Annotated in this window: 21 protein-coding genes; 9 read left to right on the forward strand and 12 right to left on the reverse strand. The window is 44.0% G+C overall.

All coding sequences use genetic code 11. From position 1 onward, the window contains the following. The first annotated feature begins 110 nt into the window (after positions 1 to 110). Positions 111 to 1,259, forward strand: a complete 1,149-nt coding sequence (gene ribD / locus B1A85_RS12510) for a bifunctional diaminohydroxyphosphoribosylaminopyrimidine deaminase/5-amino-6-(5-phosphoribosylamino)uracil reductase RibD (RefSeq protein WP_104547234.1) — start codon at positions 111 to 113, stop codon at positions 1,257 to 1,259. A 21-nt stretch (positions 1,260 to 1,280) separates the two neighbouring features. Next, positions 1,281 to 1,874: a hypothetical protein gene (locus B1A85_RS12515; protein WP_104547235.1), complete on the forward strand. Its 594-nt coding sequence runs from the start codon at positions 1,281 to 1,283 to the stop codon at positions 1,872 to 1,874. 9 nt (positions 1,875 to 1,883) lie between these two features. Here the strand turns inward: B1A85_RS12515 and B1A85_RS12520 are convergent, their stop codons facing one another. Beyond that, entirely contained in the window at positions 1,884 to 2,102 is a 219-nt protein-coding gene (locus B1A85_RS12520) for a hypothetical protein (protein ID WP_104547236.1), read from the reverse strand. Between the two features lie 320 nt (positions 2,103 to 2,422). On the opposite strand from B1A85_RS12520, the gene B1A85_RS12525 reads away from it, so the two are divergent. After that, on the forward strand, positions 2,423 to 2,677 hold the full coding sequence (locus tag B1A85_RS12525) for a hypothetical protein (protein WP_104547237.1): 255 nt from the start codon (positions 2,423 to 2,425) through the stop codon (positions 2,675 to 2,677). A 115-nt stretch (positions 2,678 to 2,792) separates the two neighbouring features. On the opposite strand, the gene B1A85_RS12530 is transcribed toward B1A85_RS12525, so the two are convergent. Together B1A85_RS12530 and B1A85_RS12535 are read right to left on the reverse strand one after the other, a co-directional pair. Beyond that, positions 2,793 to 3,227, reverse strand: a complete 435-nt coding sequence (locus tag B1A85_RS12530; RefSeq protein WP_146087172.1) for a hypothetical protein — start codon at positions 3,225 to 3,227, stop codon at positions 2,793 to 2,795. 354 nt (positions 3,228 to 3,581) lie between these two features. Beyond that, the gene (locus B1A85_RS12535; protein ID WP_104547239.1) at positions 3,582 to 4,799 is read right to left on the reverse strand and encodes an RNA-guided endonuclease TnpB family protein; all 1,218 of its coding nucleotides are present in this window, start codon (positions 4,797 to 4,799) and stop codon (positions 3,582 to 3,584) included. 224 nt (positions 4,800 to 5,023) lie between these two features. Here B1A85_RS12535 and B1A85_RS12540 point away from each other — a divergent pair, with 224 nt between their 5' ends. The 3 genes from B1A85_RS12540 (at position 5,024) to B1A85_RS12550 (ending at position 9,082) form a co-directional block, all read left to right on the forward strand. After that, positions 5,024 to 6,496 carry a TldD/PmbA family protein gene (locus tag B1A85_RS12540; RefSeq protein ID WP_104547240.1) on the forward strand — a complete coding sequence of 491 codons (1,473 nt, stop codon included), beginning with the start codon at positions 5,024 to 5,026 and terminating at the stop codon, positions 6,494 to 6,496. A gap of 8 nt (positions 6,497 to 6,504) precedes the next feature. Next, positions 6,505 to 7,845 (forward strand): TldD/PmbA family protein, encoded by a 1,341-nt coding sequence (locus B1A85_RS12545; RefSeq protein ID WP_104547241.1) that lies wholly within the window; start codon positions 6,505 to 6,507, stop codon positions 7,843 to 7,845. 439 nt (positions 7,846 to 8,284) lie between these two features. Beyond that, positions 8,285 to 9,082 (forward strand): DUF2993 domain-containing protein, encoded by a 798-nt coding sequence (locus tag B1A85_RS12550; protein WP_104547242.1) that lies wholly within the window; start codon positions 8,285 to 8,287, stop codon positions 9,080 to 9,082. Positions 9,083 to 9,897: 815 nt separating this feature from the next. Here the strand turns inward: B1A85_RS12550 and B1A85_RS12560 are convergent. The 7 genes from B1A85_RS12560 to B1A85_RS12580 all read right to left on the reverse strand — a co-directional run bounded on the left by B1A85_RS12560 (position 9,898) and on the right by B1A85_RS12580 (position 14,451). Beyond that, complete coding sequence (locus B1A85_RS12560; protein ID WP_104547243.1) at positions 9,898 to 11,292, reverse strand: UDP-glucose/GDP-mannose dehydrogenase family protein; 1,395 nt, start codon at positions 11,290 to 11,292, stop codon at positions 9,898 to 9,900. Positions 11,293 to 11,410: 118 nt separating this feature from the next. Continuing rightward, positions 11,411 to 12,373 (reverse strand): UDP-glucuronic acid decarboxylase family protein, encoded by a 963-nt coding sequence (locus B1A85_RS12565; protein ID WP_104547244.1) that lies wholly within the window; start codon positions 12,371 to 12,373, stop codon positions 11,411 to 11,413. Between the two features lie 305 nt (positions 12,374 to 12,678). Then, complete coding sequence (locus tag B1A85_RS24535; RefSeq protein ID WP_210404411.1) at positions 12,679 to 12,906, reverse strand: hypothetical protein; 228 nt, start codon at positions 12,904 to 12,906, stop codon at positions 12,679 to 12,681. 187 nt (positions 12,907 to 13,093) lie between these two features. Next, on the reverse strand, positions 13,094 to 13,219 hold the full coding sequence (locus B1A85_RS26140) for a universal stress protein (protein ID WP_371681658.1): 126 nt from the start codon (positions 13,217 to 13,219) through the stop codon (positions 13,094 to 13,096). Next, positions 13,168 to 13,455, reverse strand: a complete 288-nt coding sequence (locus tag B1A85_RS24540) for a hypothetical protein (RefSeq protein ID WP_210404412.1) — start codon at positions 13,453 to 13,455, stop codon at positions 13,168 to 13,170. Before B1A85_RS24540 ends, B1A85_RS26140 begins: the two co-directional genes overlap by 52 nt. 90 nt (positions 13,456 to 13,545) lie before the next feature. Then, a complete protein-coding gene (locus B1A85_RS12575; RefSeq protein ID WP_104547245.1) occupies positions 13,546 to 14,196 on the reverse strand; it encodes an HAS-barrel domain-containing protein in 651 nt (216 codons plus the stop codon). A gap of 63 nt (positions 14,197 to 14,259) precedes the next feature. After that, on the reverse strand, positions 14,260 to 14,451 hold the full coding sequence (locus B1A85_RS12580) for an NAD(P)H dehydrogenase subunit NdhS (RefSeq protein WP_015189729.1): 192 nt from the start codon (positions 14,449 to 14,451) through the stop codon (positions 14,260 to 14,262). Positions 14,452 to 14,556: 105 nt separating this feature from the next. Here B1A85_RS12580 and B1A85_RS12585 point away from each other — a divergent pair, with 105 nt between their 5' ends. Together B1A85_RS12585 and B1A85_RS12590 are read left to right on the forward strand one after the other, a co-directional pair. Continuing rightward, on the forward strand, positions 14,557 to 15,465 hold the full coding sequence (locus B1A85_RS12585) for an alpha/beta fold hydrolase (protein WP_104547246.1): 909 nt from the start codon (positions 14,557 to 14,559) through the stop codon (positions 15,463 to 15,465). A 233-nt stretch (positions 15,466 to 15,698) separates the two neighbouring features. Further along, entirely contained in the window at positions 15,699 to 16,961 is a 1,263-nt protein-coding gene (locus B1A85_RS12590) for an S-layer homology domain-containing protein (RefSeq protein WP_104547247.1), read from the forward strand. A 21-nt stretch (positions 16,962 to 16,982) separates the two neighbouring features. Here B1A85_RS12590 and B1A85_RS12595 read toward each other — a convergent pair whose 3' ends face one another. Continuing rightward, complete coding sequence (locus tag B1A85_RS12595; protein WP_104547248.1) at positions 16,983 to 18,317, reverse strand: sensor histidine kinase KdpD; 1,335 nt, start codon at positions 18,315 to 18,317, stop codon at positions 16,983 to 16,985. Positions 18,318 to 18,624: 307 nt separating this feature from the next. On the opposite strand from B1A85_RS12595, the gene B1A85_RS12600 reads away from it, so the two are divergent. Then, positions 18,625 to 18,936, forward strand: a complete 312-nt coding sequence (locus B1A85_RS12600; protein WP_041918665.1) for a DUF3155 domain-containing protein — start codon at positions 18,625 to 18,627, stop codon at positions 18,934 to 18,936. A 168-nt stretch (positions 18,937 to 19,104) separates the two neighbouring features. Here the strand turns inward: B1A85_RS12600 and B1A85_RS12605 are convergent, their stop codons facing one another. After that, positions 19,105 to 19,641, reverse strand: a complete 537-nt coding sequence (locus tag B1A85_RS12605; RefSeq protein WP_168192399.1) for a cofactor assembly of complex C subunit B — start codon at positions 19,639 to 19,641, stop codon at positions 19,105 to 19,107. Between the last annotated feature and the right edge of the window lie 14 nt (positions 19,642 to 19,655).

Genomic DNA, 19,655 nt, shown 5'->3' on the forward strand with positions numbered 1-19,655 from the left:
AGAGGTTTAGAATTATTGCTTCAATTACGGGCAATGCCTTGCCCTAGTTTAACCCCAATCCCTGACCCCTGCTCGTTGTTAACTCCAAGCTCCACAATCAAAAATCAAAAATGATACAGGCGGATTTACAACCAGAGGAAACTGAAGTCACCGCTTTTGACCGAGCAATGATGCAGCGGTGTTTGCAATTGGCGCGCCGTGCTTTGGGTCGCACCGCACCGAATCCATTAGTAGGATCTGTCATTGTCCAAGCTGGAGAAATTGTGGGAGAAGGGTTTCATCCTGGTGCAGGTCAACCGCATGCAGAAGTTTTTGCCTTACGTGCCGCAGGCGATCGCGCGCGTGGCGCTACAGTATACGTTAATTTAGAGCCTTGCAATCACTACGGACGTACTCCCCCTTGTACTGAGGCTTTAATTGCTGCTGGAGTCGCCAAAGTCGTTGTGGGCATGGTCGATCCGAATCCACTTGTTGCCGGTGGTGGAATTGCACGGTTACGCAGCGCGGAAATTAAAGTTGTTGTCGGAGTAGAAGAAGACGATTGTCGTCAACTCAATGAAGGCTTTGTACATCGCATTCTTTATCAGCAACCGTTTGGTATCTTAAAGTATGCCATGACCTTGGATGGCAAAATAGCGACGAGCAGCGGTCATAGTGCTTGGATTAGTAACCAAAGTGCCCGCAGTTTAGTTCATCAGCTACGCGCAGCGTGTGATGCAGTAATTGTTGGCGGCAATACAGTACGTAAAGACAACCCTAGGTTAACTACTCGTCAAGCAGAGGCACACAATCCTTTACGAGTGGTGATGAGTCGCACGCTCGACTTACCTACCGAAGCCTATTTATGGCAAACCACAGAATTTCCAACTCTTGTGTTGACCGAAACAAGTGCCAATCCTGAATTCCAACAGTTCCTACGCCAAAAAAACGTCGAGGTGGTAGAATTGCCATCGCTGACACCGACTCAGGCAATGACACACTTGTACGCGCGAGGCTTCTCATCAGTATTGTGGGAATGCGGCGGAACACTCGCTGCACGAGCGATCGCAGAAGGAGCAGTGCAAAAAATTCTTGCCTTCATCGCGCCCAAAATCATTGGCGGTAGCGGCGCACCATCACCAATCGGCGACTTAGGTTTAACAAATATGAATCAAGCACTTGCTCTCGAACGAGTGCGCTGGCAAACTATTGGTTCAGACTGTTTAGTTGAAGGATATTTACCACAAAAAAACAGTTTTTTGGTGCAGAATTCTCGTTAATTGCCATAATAAACATTCAATATGCTCGAAATTGTAGTTTATAGTTTGTTCGTCGGTAGTCTGGGTTTTCAGGCTGTGGTGCTTGGTGGCTGGATGGACTGGCAACAACGTTTACTAGCCCATCAAGAGGAAGAGGAGGAAGTCTTGACGCAATACGAAACGAAAGAAAATACACTCATCGAGCCACAACAAAACGGTGCTGCGAAGCAATCGCTTAAAGATCCGCGTCTTGTCGGTTGGGAATTTAAAATTGTCCGCGCTAACCGCAACATATTTCGCGATTCACAGGTTCTACAAAAGTTATGTCAAGAAGAAGCAGAATCAGGTTGGATTATGTTAGAAAAACTTGACGATCGCCGAATTCGATTCAAGCGACCAATTGCCTTACGTGAAATTGTTAAATCAGAATACCTCAAGCACGAACCATATCGCAGCCATTATGGTCCTTCTTGGCAACCATGGAATTGGTTTGCGGCGATCGCTGTTTTGGTAGCGACGATCCTACCAGCTTATCTCGGTTACGCCTTGGTTTCTCGTACCTTTACGTCTTCGAGTCAGCCACAGCCACTACCTGCTGCGTTTCCGCCGCTCGAATCAACATCATCAGAACATTAGCCAGATAATTCAAAAAGCTTGCCGATTTTCTGCTAAATCGCGAATTAAGTTGAGCCGCGAGCGAATGTAATCGCTAAGAATCTCGAGTTCGCTTTGATTTAATGATGTTTTCAACCTGGTTTGCTTGAGTAACCATTGCACTAGGTGTGCATCATCGAGTTTTAACAGAGTGTTTGACTGTGTTGTTTCAACTACAGACCAAAGCTGACGCAGGACTGTGGGAGTCATAAGACCTCTGCTGAAAATTAAGATTTCCTTTATCTTTTACGAGAATACCCAACGAAAGTACCATTTTGCACAAGACCACACAACACAACACAAGAGTTACAAATTACTTAACAAAGCGATCGATAACTTGACAAATCGCATGCTTTTGTTCTGCAGTTTTCGTTAAAACTCAACAAATTCCGATAATGCCATACTCTGGTGACCTGCACGCGAAATCTGTCATCTCGTTATGCCTACCTACTTAACAAAAGCCAACAGACTGCTCTAAGCTTTCCCAAATTTCTTAAACTTAAGGTGAAGTCAATCGAGGAAGTTTCAGTATGTGTACTGAAAATATCGAACAAGAGGCTCGCGAAGCAATGGCACAACAACGTCAGCAGGAGGAACATTTGAAACAATCAATGTTGAGCCGTTCTGAGGCTGAAGTTAATACTCCACCTGGTAGCCACATCGCAGAAGAAGCTAGAGAATTAATGATTGAACAGCGCCAGCAAGAAGAACAGTTACAACAATCAATGCTGAGCCGCTCTGCTGCTGAAGTCGGTTTACCGAGTGCAGAATCTTCTCAAGATTAGCTTGTGTGAAACCAACGTTAGTTGGACAAGAAAGCGCTAATCGTTTTTACCGCCAGGGTAGCTGTTGTCAGGTCAGCTATCTTGGCTTAGGTACATCAAACTTGCTGTCATACATTTAAGCTGCTTTGTTCATTTTGTCAGAATCTTGAATGCCGCGTAGCTTATACCATGTCTGCGTAATTCTTTGCCACCACGATTGACGATTAATGCCTAGCGCTTTGTTGTAACTTGTGTATGACTGTTGATAGTGACCTAGGTAATGCAATGCTGCACCGCGAATCAGCCATGCTTCTTGATGCTCAGAGTCTAGTGCTAAAGCTTTTTCGCAACTGCTTAATGCTTCAATGTAGCGCTCTAAATGTATCAGTACCACAGCACGCAATACCCAACTAGCCGGATCGTCTTCTCGGATCGTTACAGCTTTGTTTAGGTTAGCCAGTGCTTCTAGATAGTGACCTGAGTTAGCTAAAGCTGCACCTCTAGCAAACCAGATTTGGTAACTATTCGTTGGATCTGCTGTTTTGTCAAAGCTAGTCATTATTACAGCCATAGTAAGCACGTTACATCAGGTAAGCCTACAACCTCAAGGTAGTCTACTTAGCACCCGATCGTGCTGTAGAAATTACGGTAACTATTGTAAATATTTCAACAATATATGAAAAGTGGCGATCGCCCAATCGTTGGTCATTACCATCATCAGCGTGTTATGGGATATGACGCAGCACGTTGCGACTGAGAGAGCTTTCAAATTGCTAGAGAAGCTTATACACAAGCTTCTAAGCGTAAACTTTTTGCAAATAGCTTAAAAAGCAAAAATTGATGCAGATTCCTACCAGAATAAGCTCATTGCCAATACTCGCACTCTTCTCCAATGTCGCAGAATCAGGAGTTGACACTCCCCTGGCTAAAGCCGAGAGGATTCTTGGTTCAACACTTCGCCATTAGACAGCAGGCTTTCGCCAACTGCCCAAGAGGGCAAAACTCCCCAAGCATAAGTTCCCGTATGCCCTACGGTACGCAATCCTAATTGCAGTATGTTGATAGCTGCGTTGATATCTCTATCTACTTCATACCCGCAATGCGAACATTTATGGGTTCTAGTTGAGAGAGATTTGTTAACTTTTTTTCCGCAGTTTGAGCAGTTTTGACTTGTATTTTGTGGTGGTACTGCTACAGTTACCTTGCCATATTTCCACCCGAAATACTCTAGCCAACTACGGAAAGCCGACCAGCTAGCATCGTTAATAGTCTTGGCTAGTTTAGACCTTACCATGTTTTTAACCTTTAAGTCTTCATAGGCGACCAAATCGTTAGATTGGATTACGCGCAATGCCTCTGTCTGGACAAAGCCTTTACGTTGCCTACTTACTCTTAAATGTTTCCGAGCATATCTATCTCTAGCCTTGAGGTAGTTATTGGATTGTTTTTGACCCCTCCTAAACTTCTTAGATTTCTTACGGTTAGCTCTATTTAGTTGTTTTTCAGCTTGACGATAATACTGAGGAATATCTACTGTATTACCTTTTGAGTCAGCATAGAAATATTTCAAGCCAACATCAATACCTACACACTCTTGAGTAGGTTCTAGTTGTTTAACGTATTTTCTAACATCAACATTGATAGAGAATTGAGCATAATAACCATCAGCCCGACGAACAATTTTCACTCGTTTTATTTGGTCGATAGGGTAAAAGTTTAAATCCCAACCGCCCTTTAGTGTTAAAGTCCCTATCCCATTCTTATCAGTGAAAGTTATCCTCTTCCGATTCTCTGATAACTTCCAACCTGATTGTTTATATTCAACAGAACGAACATTCTTTTTGAATTTGGGATAACCTTTTTTGCCTTTAACTTTCTTTTTGCAGTTATCGTAGAACTTAGCAATACTCGACCAGGCTCTCTCACCAGCTTGCTGACAAGCAGTGGAATTAAGAGCCTCTACGTACTTAAACTCTTTCCTTAGAGTAGTTGTATAAGCGTAGATATCTTTCTTGCCGACACCTTTAGAATCCATCCATAAACGGATACATTTGTTTCTGATAAATTGAACAGTGCGTACTGCATTATCAATTGCTTGAAGCTGATGTTTGTATCCTTTGAGTTTGAATTCTAAAACTATCATTTTACGCTGACGATTTTGCGTAAAAATATAATAGCATATAATAAAAAGTCGTCCTAGAAGGACGAGGCTTTAAACCCAATATTTTTGGTAAAAAACTTCATCAGTAAGTTATAGATATCAAAATGCCTCAGTGTTCAACCAAATTCAGAAGGGAAAAAGAATTTGCTAAACTAAAAAAATAGTCAATCGACCCATTGAAGGACGCTGCACCGATGACGCTCTCTATGCATCCTAGTACTTTACTGCTAACCAGAGAACTACCAAATCTGCAATATAGCTCAACGCGCGATCGCTTCGATGAAACCTGGGAAGCACTGTTATCAACTCTTTTAGGCTTAGGGCGTGCAGCAGGAGCTGATTTTGTAGAATTTTTCTTAGAGCGAGTTAACTATATCAACTGTCTAGCCGAAGACGACGCAATTACCAGTATTTCTCCACGACTATCAACAGGTGCAGGCGTCCGAGTTTTTCGCGGTAAAGCCGATTGCTACGTTAGCACCAACGATTTATCATTTACAGGACTCAAAGCTGCCCTCGAAAAAGGGTTGTCAATCTTAGGTTTACAACTTCCAGCACCCAATAGTTATGTTCCAGAAATTAACCTGGAACTTTTGCGCGATTATGCCACCAAAAAAGGCAAAGAGTCTTGGCTTGCAGGATGCAGTTCAATGCGCGAAATGGGTGAAATTCTCCTCGATGCCAATGCGCAGTTAAAACAAAAAGCAACTCACGTCCAATCAAGACGCGCGGTATATTTTCGCGATTGGCAAGAAGTTTTAGTTGCAGCAAGTGACGGTACTTTCGCTAGAGACATTCGCCTGACACAATCAGTTGGTTATAACCTTTTATGTGCTGATGGAGCAAATCGCTCATCGATTAGCAAGCGCGTTGGTAGCACCAGCGAACCTGACTTCTTAAGAAGTTGGAACTATCAAACAGATGCTGAAGAAGTCGCAGAATCGGCTGGAAAAATGCTCTACGCAGATTATGTCGAATCTGGGAATTACCCAATCATTATGGCAAATGAGTTTGGAGGCGTAATTTTCCACGAAGCTTGCGGACACCTGCTAGAAACAACACAAATCGAGCGCAAAACAACTCCATTTGCAGATAAGAAAGGTGAAAAAATTGCGCATGAAAGCTTGACAGCTTGGGATGAAGGACTTTCTCCAGATGCTTTTGGGACGATCGACATGGACGATGAAGGAATGCCAGCGCAAAGAACACTGTTGATTGAAAATGGCATCTTGAAGAATTTTATTAGCGATCGCACGGGTTCGATGCGTACCGGACACCCCCGTACAGGTAGTGGACGCCGCCAAAACTATACATTTGCGGCAGCATCAAGGATGCGCAACACTTATATTGCCCCTGGAAACTACACCAACGAAGACTTATTCGCCTCAATTGACAAAGGGATCTACTGCAAGAAAATGGGTGGTGGTAGCGTTGGTCCTACAGGACAATTCAACTTCGCGGTCGATGAAGCTTACTTGATTGAAAACGGTAAAATTACCAAGCCTCTCAAAGGCGCAACGCTAATTGGCGATGCGCAAGAAATTATGAACAAGATTTCGATGTGTTCGCAAGACTTAGGACTCGCCGCTGGGTTCTGTGGTTCGGTTAGCGGTAGTGTTTACGTTACCGTGGGACAACCTCACATCAAAGTTGATTCGATTACCGTTGGTGGAAGATAGATTAAGTTATGCCTAGTATTGATGAACTTGCAGGATACACGCAAGCAAGTGCAAAACGCCTTGGAATAGAAAAATTTGATATTTACGGTTCATCGGTTGACGAAACCAGCGTTCAAGTTGATAGCGGCGAACCAAAACAAGTCAAAGCCTCAAATCGTTCCAGTGTGATTGTACGCGTTTGGAATAAAGATAATACCGTTGGAGTGACTAGCACTACCGATGTCGATCCTAATGGTATTGATTTAGCATTAAAGACAGCTTATGAAGCAAGTTTCTTTGGGGTAAAAGAAAATGTCCCCGACTTCAGTCCTGAAGCTACTGCTGAACTGAAAGCGAATACCGAAGCAACAGCGCCACAAGCGCCAGTTTCACAACTCATCGATACTCTAATTAAAGCTGAAAAACAGCTTTTACAAGCGCACCCTGCCATCAAAGGCGTACCGTATAACGGTTTATCTCAAAGAGATCTCAGCCGTTTCTACCTTAATAGTGACGGCGCGATGCGTAATGAAGCGCGTTCTTATACATCGATTTATCTTTACAGCAAGACTGAACAAGAAGGCAAAAAGCCTCGTAGTGCCGGTGCGTTTCGGATTAATCGCAGTTTAGAACAACTCGACTTACAAGGTTGTGTAGAAGAAGTAGCAGAGAAAACAATTAGCCATCTTGATTACGAAAAAGTTAAATCAGGTAAATATCGTGTCGTTTTCTCGCCAGAAGCTTTTTTAAGTTTATTGGGTGCTTTCTCCAATCTTTTTAATGCTCAAAATATCTTAGATAAGCAAAGTCTTTCTACACCAGAATCTTTAGGTAAACAAATTGCTTCGCCTCTACTTTCAGTCTGCGATGATGCGTTGCATCCCGAGAATATTGCCGCAGAAACTTTTGATGGCGAAGGAACGCCAACGCGACGCATTCCCTTAATTACTAATGGAGTTTTAAGTAATTTTATCCACAGTGCGGGTACAGCAAAACGGTTTAATACTCAACCTACAGGTCACGCGAATATTGGTGCTAAAGTTAGCGTGAGTCCGCATTTTTATCACGTATTTCCTGGAGAAGCCGCATCACGGGAGTACAGCTTGGACAGTGCAGAAAATGTCATTTTTATTGATAATGTACAAGCACTTCATGCAGGAGTTAAGGCGTTACAAGGTTCATTCTCGCTTCCGTTTGATGGTTGGCTCGTGACCAACGGTAAAAGAACCAGTATTGAATCAGCAACAGTCGCAGGAGATTTTCTCGAGCTGTTACAATCGATTATTTTTGTAGAGAAAGAGCCTGAACTTACCCCAGCAGGCGTTTGTCCGAGAATTTGGGTTGATAATCTTTCGATTACTGGCGAATGAAGTCATACTTAAATTTCAATATATCTAAGAGTTTGTTCCCTAAATTCATGTCATTTGGACATCAGTTTGATGTCACTTCGGTAACGCAGTGGCTCTAAAAGTAGAGGAGAGCTCCGCATAATACTCACTCCCCAAAAAGGAATTCGTTTGATTTTATTCAGAAACGTAGGATGATAGTGAGGCAACAGCCTATGAGTTAAATGGCAATTCCTCCTTTAGAAAGTGGCGATCGCCTTATCCTTACAAAATGGCAAGTATTGCTAATATTGCGTCAATTAAGGTCTTGAAGCTATCGAAGCGTAAGTAACTCATGGCTGCCATCAAGTGCGATCGCAATTACTTATATCTTTGATCGATACCACTCATCATACTTTCGCTTGCTGTCTTCTTCACATTTTGTTACAAAAGGAGGAAGACGTTCCATCAAGCTTAAAACGCAATGTTATTTGGCGGACTGAGTGGTTTAACTAATCCTACTGGCACTGACTGGGGAGAACGGATGCTCAACACCGTTGCCAGCCAAACGATTCGTCATTTATTTACCCGTAGCGAATCGGTAGAAGTCGCTGTCCGCTGTTATCCTTCTAGTAAATTGTTACAAGGTAGTATTGACAGCTTTAAAATGAGCGGTCGAGGTTTAGTCATTCGTAAAGACTTTTATGTCGAAGAAATGTCATTTGAAACTGATGCCGTGGCAATTGACTTTAGCTCGGTTCTCGGCGGTAAGCTCACGCTCAAGCAACCCACGCAAGCTGTTGCTCAAGTTACGTTAACAGAAGACGGTATCAACAACGCTTTCAACGCTGAACTTGTCAAAAAACGTCTCCAAAATCTTTCTTTACCAAACTTAGCTGATATTTCCGGTGGTGAGTCAATTTCTTTTAGCGATGTTCAAGTCCAACTATTACCGGAAAACGAAGTTAAAATTTTCGCTAAAGCAGACATCAGTAACGGCAAACTAGTACCGATTGGACTAAAAGCGACTTTAGCAGTAGAACGCCGCCGCCGCGTCACTTTTCAAAACCCTCAGTTTGAAGCTCAAGACATTCCCGAAGCGCAACAAGATATTTCGCAAACTTTAACCAATGCTCTAGCCGAAATCTTGAATAATATGGTTGACCTAGATCGCTTTGATTTAGATGGCGTCATGATGCGAATCAACCGCTTAGAAACTCAAGGTCAAAAACTCATCTTTAGCGGCTACGCCCAAATTGAGCGCATTCCTAGTAATGCATAATTCTGTAGCAACAAGAAACATTAAACTAGCAAGCTTAGCTTTCTTGCCTCTTGCACAAGATTATGTGCTAAAGAACTGAAAATATATCAAAGCGTTTTAGGAGAAGATACTGTTGTAGAGCAAACCGAGCATATCATCTCAGGCGAGAGACGCTGTGGGTATAAAGTTTTTGCGTCACGCTAGTTCGTAGGGGATTTATAGTTAAAAATGAGTTGTTGGGGCGATCGATCAAGCAAAGTTGTTTTATTTAAACTGTAAAAGGCTTCAGCAATAAGGTGCAAACCATGCTCAAAAAAATTGCCCTGCTTGGTGAATATACGCCTATGTTTCAACCCCATGTCGCAACGAGTATATCAATCAACCACTCATCTGATAAATTAGGAATGAGTGTTGAGGGGGTTTAGGTTTCTACCGAGGATCTTCAACACGTATGATGGAATTTGGGTCGCGCCTGGTAGTCCATACAATAAACATGGATGATTGGTACTTGTAGTGATTTCCAGCACTAAGTGGAATACGCTCGCAACGTTTTAGGATTTCAAGATGCACAACACGCGGAATACGACCCATTATGCATAAAGCCTATCCCTCTAGTCATAGCGTTTTTGAAAGCAGTTGCAGTCAATATACACTAAGACAGAGAGGTCAGGGTACATAAGAGCAGAAGGGCAGAGGAGCAGAGGAGAAATACCACATAGAGGCTTTTCTATTTATCACTTGAGCGCTAGTTACTAGCCACTCATTCACTTCCCCCTCAACACCAGTTGCTATCACGGAAGATATCTCCGCACCGCACTAGGCTCCTCACCTCTCTTCTACCGTCCTACACCAACGTAGTAGAATCCAGCTTGCTGTAGCTTCTCGCGGTCAAGGAAGTTACGACCATCGATCATAACAGGATTATTCATCAAGCTTGCCATTTTCTCGTAATCGAGATTTTGGAACTGTTTCCAGTCAGTCACTAAAACTAAAGCATCACAACCATCTGCAAGGCGCTCAGGATCGGTTTCCACCATCACACCCGAAAGACCATGACGCATTCCGCTTTGGGATACAATGGGGTCGTAGGCTTTGACTTTTGTTCCTAGACGATTGAGATGCTCGATTAAGTTGAGTGCTGGTGCATCGCGCATATCATCGGTATCCGGTTTAAAGGTTAAGCCGAGCAAACCAACAGTTTTACCCTTGAGGATTTTGAGAACTTGTTGGAGTTTTTCCACTGCAATTAGGCGCTGGCGTTGATTGACACTAACAGCTGCTTTGAGGAGGTGTGCTTCGTAGCCATAGTCATCAGCAGTATGAATTAAAGCTGAGACATCTTTGGGGAAGCAAGAGCCGCCCCAGCCAATACCAGCTTGTAAGAATTTGTTCCCAATTCGCGAGTCAAGCCCAATCCCTTTAGCAACTTGCGTGACGTCTGCACCAACGCGATCGCAAATATTCGCAACTTCGTTAATAAAACTAATCTTCGTTGCCAAGAAAGCATTCGCTGCGTACTTGATCATCTCTGCTGAACTGAGATCCGTCACCACGATAGGAACGGGTGGTAGCGATTTGTCTTCAGCAAATTGACGCTCGACAATTGGCGTGTAGAGTTCTTGCATCATGGCGATCGCTTTGGGATTATTGCTACCAAGCACAATGCGATCGGGGTTAAAGGTATCGTACACTGCCGAGCCTTCGCGCAAAAATTCTGGGTTGCTAACAACGTCAAACTCAGCGATTTGTGTAAAGGGTAATTCTTCTTTTACATTACCCGCAGCAACAGGAACTTTTTCAGTTTGGCGTTCGGCAATGCCATCGAGTACGAGCATCCGCACCCAGTCACCCGAACCAATTGGTACTGTCGATTTGTTAACGATGACTTTGTAGCCTCCGTTGAGATGCGCGCCGATTCCACGAGCCACAGCTTCTACGTAGCGGGTGTCGCTTTCGCCTGTTGGTAAGGGAGGCGTTCCTACGGCAATAAAGAGAATTTCTCCGTGATTCACGCCCGCACCTAAATCGGTTGTGAACTCAATTTTTTTGGCAGCGATCGCCGACTGCATAATCTCTGACAGTCCTGGCTCAAATATTGGTGACTGTCCGGCTTTCATCAACTTAACTTTTTCTTCGTTATTATCGACACAAATGACATCATGCCCAATATGAGCTAGGCAAGCGCCAGTCACTAAGCCGACGTATCCAGTACCAATTACGCAAACACGCATATTTTTGTCGTTCCTCAGTTATGTTGTTGTACAGGTGGTTAAAGTTAAGTAGGAAACTACAGGATTTTTATGCTCAGTATTCCCCGTTCCTCGATCCCTAATCTCTGACCTCAGTGCTCTACTTTGCTATTTTGCTAGCTTCGAGTGGTTGCTCGCTTTGAATCCGAGACCGAAAATCTTCGATAGTAAGCTTTAGACCTTCTTGCAGTGGTACTGTAGGTTCCCAGTTCAACCAAGTTTTGGCGCGGGTAATGTCAGGACGGCGACGGCGAGGGTCATCGGAAGGTAAAGGCTCGAACTTAATTTCTGCATCTGGATTGACTAACTGCTGCACTGCAGTTGCTAGCTCTAGAATTGTGTATTCATCTGGATTTCCTAAGTTAACAGGACCAATGTGTTCGTTATTCATTAACCGTATTAATCCCTCCACCAGATCGGAAACGTAGCAAAAACTACGAGTTTGTGAACCGTCGCCATATACTGTTAAGGGATTGCCTCGAAGCGCTTGCGCGACAAAGTTACTGACAACTCGACCATCGTTTTCCAACATTCGCGGTCCGTAGGTATTGAAGATGCGAGCCACGCGAATATCAACGTCATTTTGGCGATGGTAATCAAACGAAAGTGTTTCAGCAATCCGTTTACCTTCGTCGTAGCACGAGCGAATTCCTATGGGATTAACGTTTCCACGGTAATCCTCAGTTTGTGGATGAACTTCGGGATCGCCGTAGATTTCTGAGGTAGAAGCTAACAAGAAGCGAGCTTTCACCCGTTTAGCTAAACCCAACATATTGAGCGTACCCATGACGCTGGTTTTGACCGTTTTGACTGGGTTGTACTGATAGTGAACTGGAGATGCAGGACAAGCAAGGTGATAGATCTGGTCTACTTCTAACCGAATTGGTTCAGTAATGTCATGGCGAATCAATTCAAAATAAGGATGATCCAGCCATTGAAGGATATTACGTTTGTGACCTGTGTAGAAGTTATCAAGACAAATGACTTCGTGTCCTTCTACCATCAACCGATCGATAAGATGGGAACCAACAAAACCAGCACCACCTGTAACCAAAATTCTCATAGTCTGCTAATAATTTAGATTTAGGTATATTTAACCAGCGATCGCGCTTTTGTCTAAGGTAACTTGCCTTAAGCCAGTGGTAAAGAGGCAACACCAAAATAGTCTGATGACCTCTACTTGCTTTTTTGGCATAGTTCCTGTGTTTCACTCGCAGATAATAATATTTCTCTAGATTCAATTAACTTTGGTGAGAGCAAACTGAGCACCAATTTAACTCAATTAAATAGCAAGCTATCAGAATTGAAAATAGTAACTCAGCATAATTGAGTACAATTCACTAAATCTTTAATAAATTCTTAGAGATTTTATCGTACTCTACGATTTTTCCAACTTTGTGGGCGAAGCTGTTCTTCGATCGCAGCAGCGTTGCTGGTTTGTGGTTCTCCAAGAAGAACAATCGACTCTACAAGTTGCGCGACTAATTGCGATGTCAAGTCACTGACGGCTAAACCACCAGCACTCGTGCGACGTTGAATCGAGCGCAAGACAACCAAATCATACTTTTTAGCATCGGTGGTAATTGCTTGTGCCACATTTTCGTGGGAACTTCAATAACGGGGGCTTGCAAAAACGCAAGTTTAGACAAAAGTAGCTCGATATTTGATTTGTTCCACGCATTAATAAAGTCACCTGCGCTTCAATCGCTGTTGCAAGTAGTAAAGCAAAACGCAGCGGTCGTAAGGCTTCTAGGGTGAAGTTTTGTACAGGAACGAGAATGCGTCAGATTTTGGTGGAAGATTCGAGCAGGCGCGTCACTGCAACCGGACAATGAGATGTCCACAATACACTATCAATCACATTACTAAACAAGCGAGCGCGAAAGCCGGTACGTTTTCCCCAGCCCATAGGATTAAATTAGCGTTTTGTTCGCGGCTAGCCCGCGTAATCCCAAGCGCGACCGCATCGTCAATACATACTACAGATTCGGCAGTGAGTCCTAAATCGCGACTCATAGCTATCGCTTTATCTAACAGTGCATCAAGAGCAAAGAAGACAACGCAACGGAAACTAGATAATTTTCCTACGTCCAATTGCGATCCCGCTTCCTGAAATTGTATGTTGAATTGCTCAAAAGCGGTCAAGATTGCGATGCTCTCCGACTAAAGTCAGGGCTATTCAAACGAAGTGTACCTTCGCCCACTAAGACAGCAATTTATTCTTCTAATCTCTCATTAGGGATGAATTTGGCTAAGTACAACTTTCAAGCGATCGTAGTCGTCTTTGAGTAATACACTTAAAGTTCTTCCTGCCTTAACTAACCATTCGCGGTCAGCGTTGCGCAACTGATAAACTTCGCGGATCGCCGCAGCAGTTAGTGCTTCTACGGGCGCACCATTAACTTGTAGCAACGTTCTTAAAAAATCTAACTGTTCTGAGAAAGCAACAATTGTTTCTGGTTCGCAATGGTAAACAGCTTGGTGAATTTGTGGCGGACGGGGTGGTAAATATTGATAAAAACGTTGTGACCCTGTTGCCATTGGTCGCTCAAATCCGACGATCGCTGCTCTAAACTCAGTCTTAAGCATCGCAAAGATTTGCGGTTGTTGTTCGCGTAAGTCTTGTAACGATAAACCTAATGCTCTTGCGCGATGAATCGAGTCAATTGGCATTGTTGTCGCATAATACACTACCCCATAGACTTGATTGCCTGATTCTTCATCAACAGATTTTACCCAACTACCAAACGGTGGCATGACAGGAAAGCTCAAGTCTTCGGGTTCTAAACACTGCGCCAAAAATTCGGTTGTTGAGGTTTCGATGACCTCAGCAATGTGATTCGGAGCGCGATCGCCTGTGGCAAATTGTGGTAGAGGAAGGCGCATAGGGAAGGTCAGAGGTCAGAGATTAGGGGTCAGAGGGAAAGGCACTGCCTTGCCCATAGCAGGTTATTTGGCTTTTTTACGTCCAGTTTCTACAGGTTCGAGTTCTGAGAGGTTGAAAGTAACCAGTTTATCCCAGTTCCCTCCCTCAAACAGCACCGCAGCTTTACCATCACTTACGCGCTGGACTAGACCCTGAAAACGGTAGTAAGTATCGTTGGGATTTGTGACGCGTACAGCTGTTCCAGGTAAGATCATCGCTTTATCTCTCGTTATGTTTTGCTTCTAATAGCTTACTAAAAACGGCTGTTCCCAGAAGATCGTCTATATTCATTTTTGACTCAATTTCAATCCAAAATCTTTATGCTACAGTTTCAACCTCCGGGTTTTGGTCAAGGAGTTGTACAAACATCATTAGGGTTGATGGTCTACTATACCCCTGTCGATCCGATGTGGGCATCTAGCACATTTTGGCAAAAGGAAACGGTACCAACTTTAGTCTTTCTACACAGCTTTGGTGGTGGGGCTTCTGCGTATGAGTGGTCTAAAGTGTACCCTGCTTTTGCAAGTGACTATCGAGTTTTAGCGCCCGATTTAATCGGTTGGGGACAATCAACGCATCCTGTGCGGAATTATCAAATCGATGACTATCTGACAACGATCGCCGAATTTATTCAGAAAACTTGTCCTCATCGCGCGATCGCTGTTGCTTCTTCGTTAACCGCAGCATTAGTGATTCGCCTTGCGGTTCAACAGCCGAATTTATTTCAATCGCTGGTTCTTATTTGCCCTTCTGGGTTTGACGACTTTGGACAGGGCGCAGGACGTCGGTTACCACTACAACTGATCGGAACACCACTGTTAAACGATTTGATTTACTCTGTTGGCGCGCAAAATGAACTTGCTGTCCGCAACTTTTTACAGCGATTTCTCTTTGCCAAACCCGACCGCGTGACAGAAGAAATGGTAGCTGCTTACTTAACATCGGCACAACAACCTAATGCCAAATATGCAGCGCTTGCCTTTTTACAAGGAGAGCTTTATTTTGACTTAGCACGGTACATCCCACAGCTTACTGTACCCACAGGGATGATTTGGGGAGAAGCTGCACAATTTACGTCGCTTGAACTAGGGAGACGACTGGCGCAATTAAACCCGCAAGCAATTCGTAAATTTCAAGCGATCGCATCTACGGGTGTCTTACCGCATTTGGAAACACCTGAAATTGTTATCGGTTTGTTGCAACTCTATCTTCAGACGCTCGCCATCTAATGTATTTTAAGTTACAAACTATTTTTGGATACTAAAGCAACTAATTTGTCAACCGTACGTCATGCTTTTTTAGCAGGCAGTTGAGAATATTGCTTTAAAAAAAGCAGTATTTGCGCTTTTTTGCGCTTAAATCAGTCTATTTCTAGCATTAGTTGCTTATAGGAACCTTTAATTCCTGCTAATGTCTACTCATTTTAGATAGCTACCAAATCTTTTTCGGAGAGTCCTTGACAATGTCTACTTTCAAGCACTGGCGATCGGGAACCGCTGGACTAATGGCTTTGGGGATAACCGTTGGTGCCGTTGCTCCTATGACCGTACCTGCGCCATCGTTTGCGCAAGTGTCTGCTTTTGCTGATGTTCCAGCCAACTATTGGGCAACGCCCTTTATTACAGAACTCGCAAGCAGAAACATTATTGCTGGGTTTCCTGATAACAGTTTTCGACCAGAAGAGCCAGTGACGCGCGCTCAATTTGCAGCAATGGTAAGTAGGGCTTTCCCACGCGCAGGGCAAAGACCCGCAGTACAATTTACCGATGTACCATCGAACTTTTGGGGTGCAGCAGCGATTCAGCAGGCTTACACAACAGGTTTTCTAGCAGGCTATCCAGGGAATCGTTTTGAACCGAATCAAAACATTCCTCGCGAACAAGTTTTAGTTTCGCTAGCTAACGGTCTTAACTATACTGCAACCACCGACGTCAATAGCGTTTTGGGTCAATTTTATGCTGATGCAAACGCTATTTCTGGTTACGCTCGCGCGCCGATCGCTGCTGCCACTGAACGACGGATTGTTGTAAATTATCCGAATGTTCAATTTCTTAATCCAACGCGAACGGCAACACGTGCAGATGTAGCAGCATTCATTTATCAAGCTTTAGCAAGTGCAGGGCAAGTCGCCGCGGTTAACTCGCCTTACATTGTCGGGCAAGCACAGCAACCAACAGCGCCCACAACCGTTACAATTCCCAGTGGCACGAGTCTTCCAGTACGCTACGACCAAGCCGAAAGAATTTTAGTCACGCGCGAAGAAACCGCGCCTCTAACGCTCACAGTCGCACAAAACATCATCACGCGCGATGGTACCGTATTGATTCCTTCGGGTAGCCAAGTTGTTGGCGAACTGCGACCAGCTGAAGGTGGTTCGCAATTTGTTGCCCGCGAGTTAGTTTTGGCTAGCGGTCAGCGTTATCAATTTAATGCAACCTCAGAAGTGATTACTCGTACCGAACGCGTGCGTCGCGGCGCGAATGCAGGTCGCATTGTGCGTAATGCGGCATTAGGTGCTGCTGCTGCTGCTGCCATTTCTGCGGTTACTGGAGACCGCGCGATCGCAACAGAAGAAGTCCTTGGTGGAGCTGGTGTTGGTGCTTTACTTGGCTTATTCTTGGGTCGAGACAGCGTTGACCTAGTTGCTATTGACCCTGATACCGATTTACAACTCACACTCGCATCGGATTTAGTGCTGACTCCTAACGCGACAACACAGCAATAACTACATCTTGTTAGCGGTTAGCTAATTGCTAATCGCTTTTTTTACCACAGGTAGCCAGACGACAAACGTCGTTCCAGGAGTGTCAGCATTTGGGCGAGTAAAATGCTTGGCAGGACTAAAAACTTCAATTTTTCCTTGCATTTGTTCGACTAAATCTTTTGCGATCGCCAGTCCCAACCCTGTGCCAGGAATTTGTGATGCTGCTTGCACGCCCCGATAATGTCGCTCAAACATATGCTCGAGATCTTGCGGTGGAATTCCTGGACCGCTATCGCTAATTGCAATACTTTGCAGATCTTCTTTCGGTTCTACTTGAATATAAATTTGTCCTCCGGCGGGCGTGTACTTTAAAGCGTTATCCAGTAAATTACTAAAGACTTCTCTTAAAGCTACGCGATTAGCATAAACTAAGGGTAAATCAGCAGGAATATCTGACTGAACGTTTAAGTTGCGTTCTTGCGCGATCGCACTGGCACTAGCTAACAGCGGTTCGAGAATATCAGCAACCGAACACGGTTCTATATTTTCGCCAACATTTGGTAGCAGCACTAAAGGTTTTGCAACTGGTTCGACTGTCCTTTCTAGAACCAAAGGCGTGACTGACAAAGATTTTTCAGAATCAGGCTCTGGTGGGGTTAGCTCAATAACTTGGTCAAACTGTTTGAGTAATTCTTGGATGCGATCGCTTTCTCTAACAATGTTTTCTGCAACTTGACGATTCGCATCACCAGGAACGAAGCGCTTCATTAAAAGTTTGCCAAATGTCCGTAGCGCTGTTAACGGGTTGCGCAATTGATGCAATAAATTATCGAGCAAATCGCGTTGCGTCTGCATCAAAGATTGCTGTTGAGTTAGCTGCTGTTCGTACCACTCGCGTCGTTTATCGAGGACTCTTGCCAGCGCCAGTGTTTGCGCAATGCGTTCAATTTCATGACGTTCGCGTTCATTCCAGGGTTTATGCTCTCGACTGGTCACCAGCAATCCCATGAAGCTGTTGTCATGCATCAAAGGCAAAACGATTTGCGTGCTAGGCAACAAACTATCGTCTTGCACCGATGAATTGTCTGTCGACTCTGGCTCAAATAACTGCGGTACGGCATCTGGCAGTGCAGAGTGCGTATCAGACAGCAACGGCAATAGACTATTACTGAGTTCTGGAATGAGCGTTAAAACTGTTGCTGCTTGCCAAGCTGCTGTTTCGGGATAAATCACTATCGGAATTAACTTTGTTTGTGATTCTCCTTCTTCTTGCAGTTCTTCAGTTAGGTACACAACGCTTAAGGATGCTCCTAAACTTTGGGTCAGTAAAGCAACCTGCGATCGACATAGCGCAACTAACTCAGAACTAGCAGACATCAATAAAATTACTCTATAACGTGAATTGCTTGCCTACCTTGCTAACTGGTCATTGGTCATTGGCAATGGTCTTCATTCACCTACTACTCTTTCATTATGGCAGGCTAGTAACTATTTAAAAATTACCAATTTACTACCTGACTCAATCTAGAGTTATAAATTTTTAACTCCTTCTATCTGAACTACAATCAACAACTTTGTATCAAAACCTTAACAAAAGTTGATTTTTTCGTCTCAATTTCATATACTGACGACGGCTTTTGTAACCATGACTACAATATGCAGCTTGAAAGAGGAGGGAAAGAGGTTGGCAAGGAGACGGAAGCGTAAAAGTCGTCGTCGCCAAGAAGGACGCCGAATCCTCGAACACGTTGCCCAGTTTAGCATCGAAAGTGGCGAAGATAAACCTGTGACAGCCGCACGAAAATTTATTCAAGCGGAGGGGATTTTGCCACCAGCGTTGCTATTAGTGAAACGGAACGAACATACGACAGACCGTTATTTTTGGGCAGAGAAAGGTCTATTCGGGGCACAATATGTGGAAGAAAACCATTTCTTGTTTCCCAGTTTGAGAACGTTAGAATCTCCAGAACAAGACAGCTTAGCTGTTCGTAAATGAATACAGCGATTGACTCAATGGATGGCAAGCTCGTTAGCAATTTTTGAGAAAGTCTTTTCTTACGAACAGCTAACAAGTATTTGCCACATACGAGAGCAAAGCGTTTTTGATTTTTACCCCACTCAAGACCGAAAATCTAGGTGGGGTATTTCGTTGCAGCAATGCACTTTATTCGCAAGGCTTTAACTTGAGCGATCGCTGTAACTCAATTAGCTCATCTCGATGAGCCACAACTGTAATTCGGCTTTGTAACTCATGCGGTAGCTTGTTTGTTTGATTGGAGAGCTTGAGCAAGACTTGCTCTGGACGAGCAGCTTTTTTCCAATAAAACACGCCAGCCATAGGAGATAGTAGCACTAAACCAAGGAAGATTGAACTCAAGTTAGGGAAAAGTAGAGACCAGACAAGTGCTAAACACAAAATGCCGATCGCTGCGAGCAACGTTAAAAAAATTGCTAAGAAAATGCTCGGTTTAACAAATCCCTCGTACGTAACTTGATAGCGCTCAGAATCAACGCTAGATAGGCGATATGAGCGGCGGGTAAAATACTGCTGTAATTGCTCTAGCAAAGTCGTGTCTTCTTGTTCCCCAACAAGAGTGACTTCTTGCGTGCGGTCTTTAACCGATGCTCGAATAAAGAAAAACAGCCCGACTGCTAATAGCAAAGTCAGCACCAACGTAGAAGTAAGAGACGTAACACTCATCATTTGTCGTTACA

This window comes from Chroococcidiopsis sp. TS-821, assembly GCF_002939305.1.
GTDB lineage: Bacteria > Cyanobacteriota > Cyanobacteriia > Cyanobacteriales > Chroococcidiopsidaceae > Chroogloeocystis.

Coding starts and splice junctions, on each gene's coding strand:
- B1A85_RS12530 (WP_146087172.1), bottom strand. CDS start 3,227: ATGGCTGTAATAATGACTAGCTTTGACAAAACAGCAGATCCAACGAAT.
- B1A85_RS12585 (WP_104547246.1), top strand. CDS start 14,557: ATGCTACAGTTTCAACCTCCGGGTTTTGGTCAAGGAGTTGTACAAACA.
- B1A85_RS12565 (WP_104547244.1), bottom strand. CDS start 12,373: ATGAGAATTTTGGTTACAGGTGGTGCTGGTTTTGTTGGTTCCCATCTT.
- B1A85_RS12525 (WP_104547237.1), top strand. CDS start 2,423: ATGTGTACTGAAAATATCGAACAAGAGGCTCGCGAAGCAATGGCACAA.
- B1A85_RS12515 (WP_104547235.1), top strand. CDS start 1,281: ATGCTCGAAATTGTAGTTTATAGTTTGTTCGTCGGTAGTCTGGGTTTT.
- B1A85_RS12605 (WP_168192399.1), bottom strand. CDS start 19,641: ATGAGTGTTACGTCTCTTACTTCTACGTTGGTGCTGACTTTGCTATTA.
- B1A85_RS12520 (WP_104547236.1), bottom strand. CDS start 2,102: ATGACTCCCACAGTCCTGCGTCAGCTTTGGTCTGTAGTTGAAACAACA.
- B1A85_RS12560 (WP_104547243.1), bottom strand. CDS start 11,292: ATGCGTGTTTGCGTAATTGGTACTGGATACGTCGGCTTAGTGACTGGC.
- B1A85_RS12545 (WP_104547241.1), top strand. CDS start 6,505: ATGCCTAGTATTGATGAACTTGCAGGATACACGCAAGCAAGTGCAAAA.
- B1A85_RS12550 (WP_104547242.1), top strand. CDS start 8,285: ATGTTATTTGGCGGACTGAGTGGTTTAACTAATCCTACTGGCACTGAC.
- B1A85_RS26140 (WP_371681658.1), bottom strand. CDS start 13,219: ATGGGCTGGGGAAAACGTACCGGCTTTCGCGCTCGCTTGTTTAGTAAT.
- B1A85_RS12590 (WP_104547247.1), top strand. CDS start 15,699: ATGTCTACTTTCAAGCACTGGCGATCGGGAACCGCTGGACTAATGGCT.
- B1A85_RS12535 (WP_104547239.1), bottom strand. CDS start 4,799: ATGATAGTTTTAGAATTCAAACTCAAAGGATACAAACATCAGCTTCAA.
- B1A85_RS12580 (WP_015189729.1), bottom strand. CDS start 14,451: ATGATCTTACCTGGAACAGCTGTACGCGTCACAAATCCCAACGATACT.
- ribD (WP_104547234.1), top strand. CDS start 111: ATGATACAGGCGGATTTACAACCAGAGGAAACTGAAGTCACCGCTTTT.
- B1A85_RS12595 (WP_104547248.1), bottom strand. CDS start 18,317: ATGTCTGCTAGTTCTGAGTTAGTTGCGCTATGTCGATCGCAGGTTGCT.
- B1A85_RS12575 (WP_104547245.1), bottom strand. CDS start 14,196: ATGCGCCTTCCTCTACCACAATTTGCCACAGGCGATCGCGCTCCGAAT.
- B1A85_RS12540 (WP_104547240.1), top strand. CDS start 5,024: ATGCATCCTAGTACTTTACTGCTAACCAGAGAACTACCAAATCTGCAA.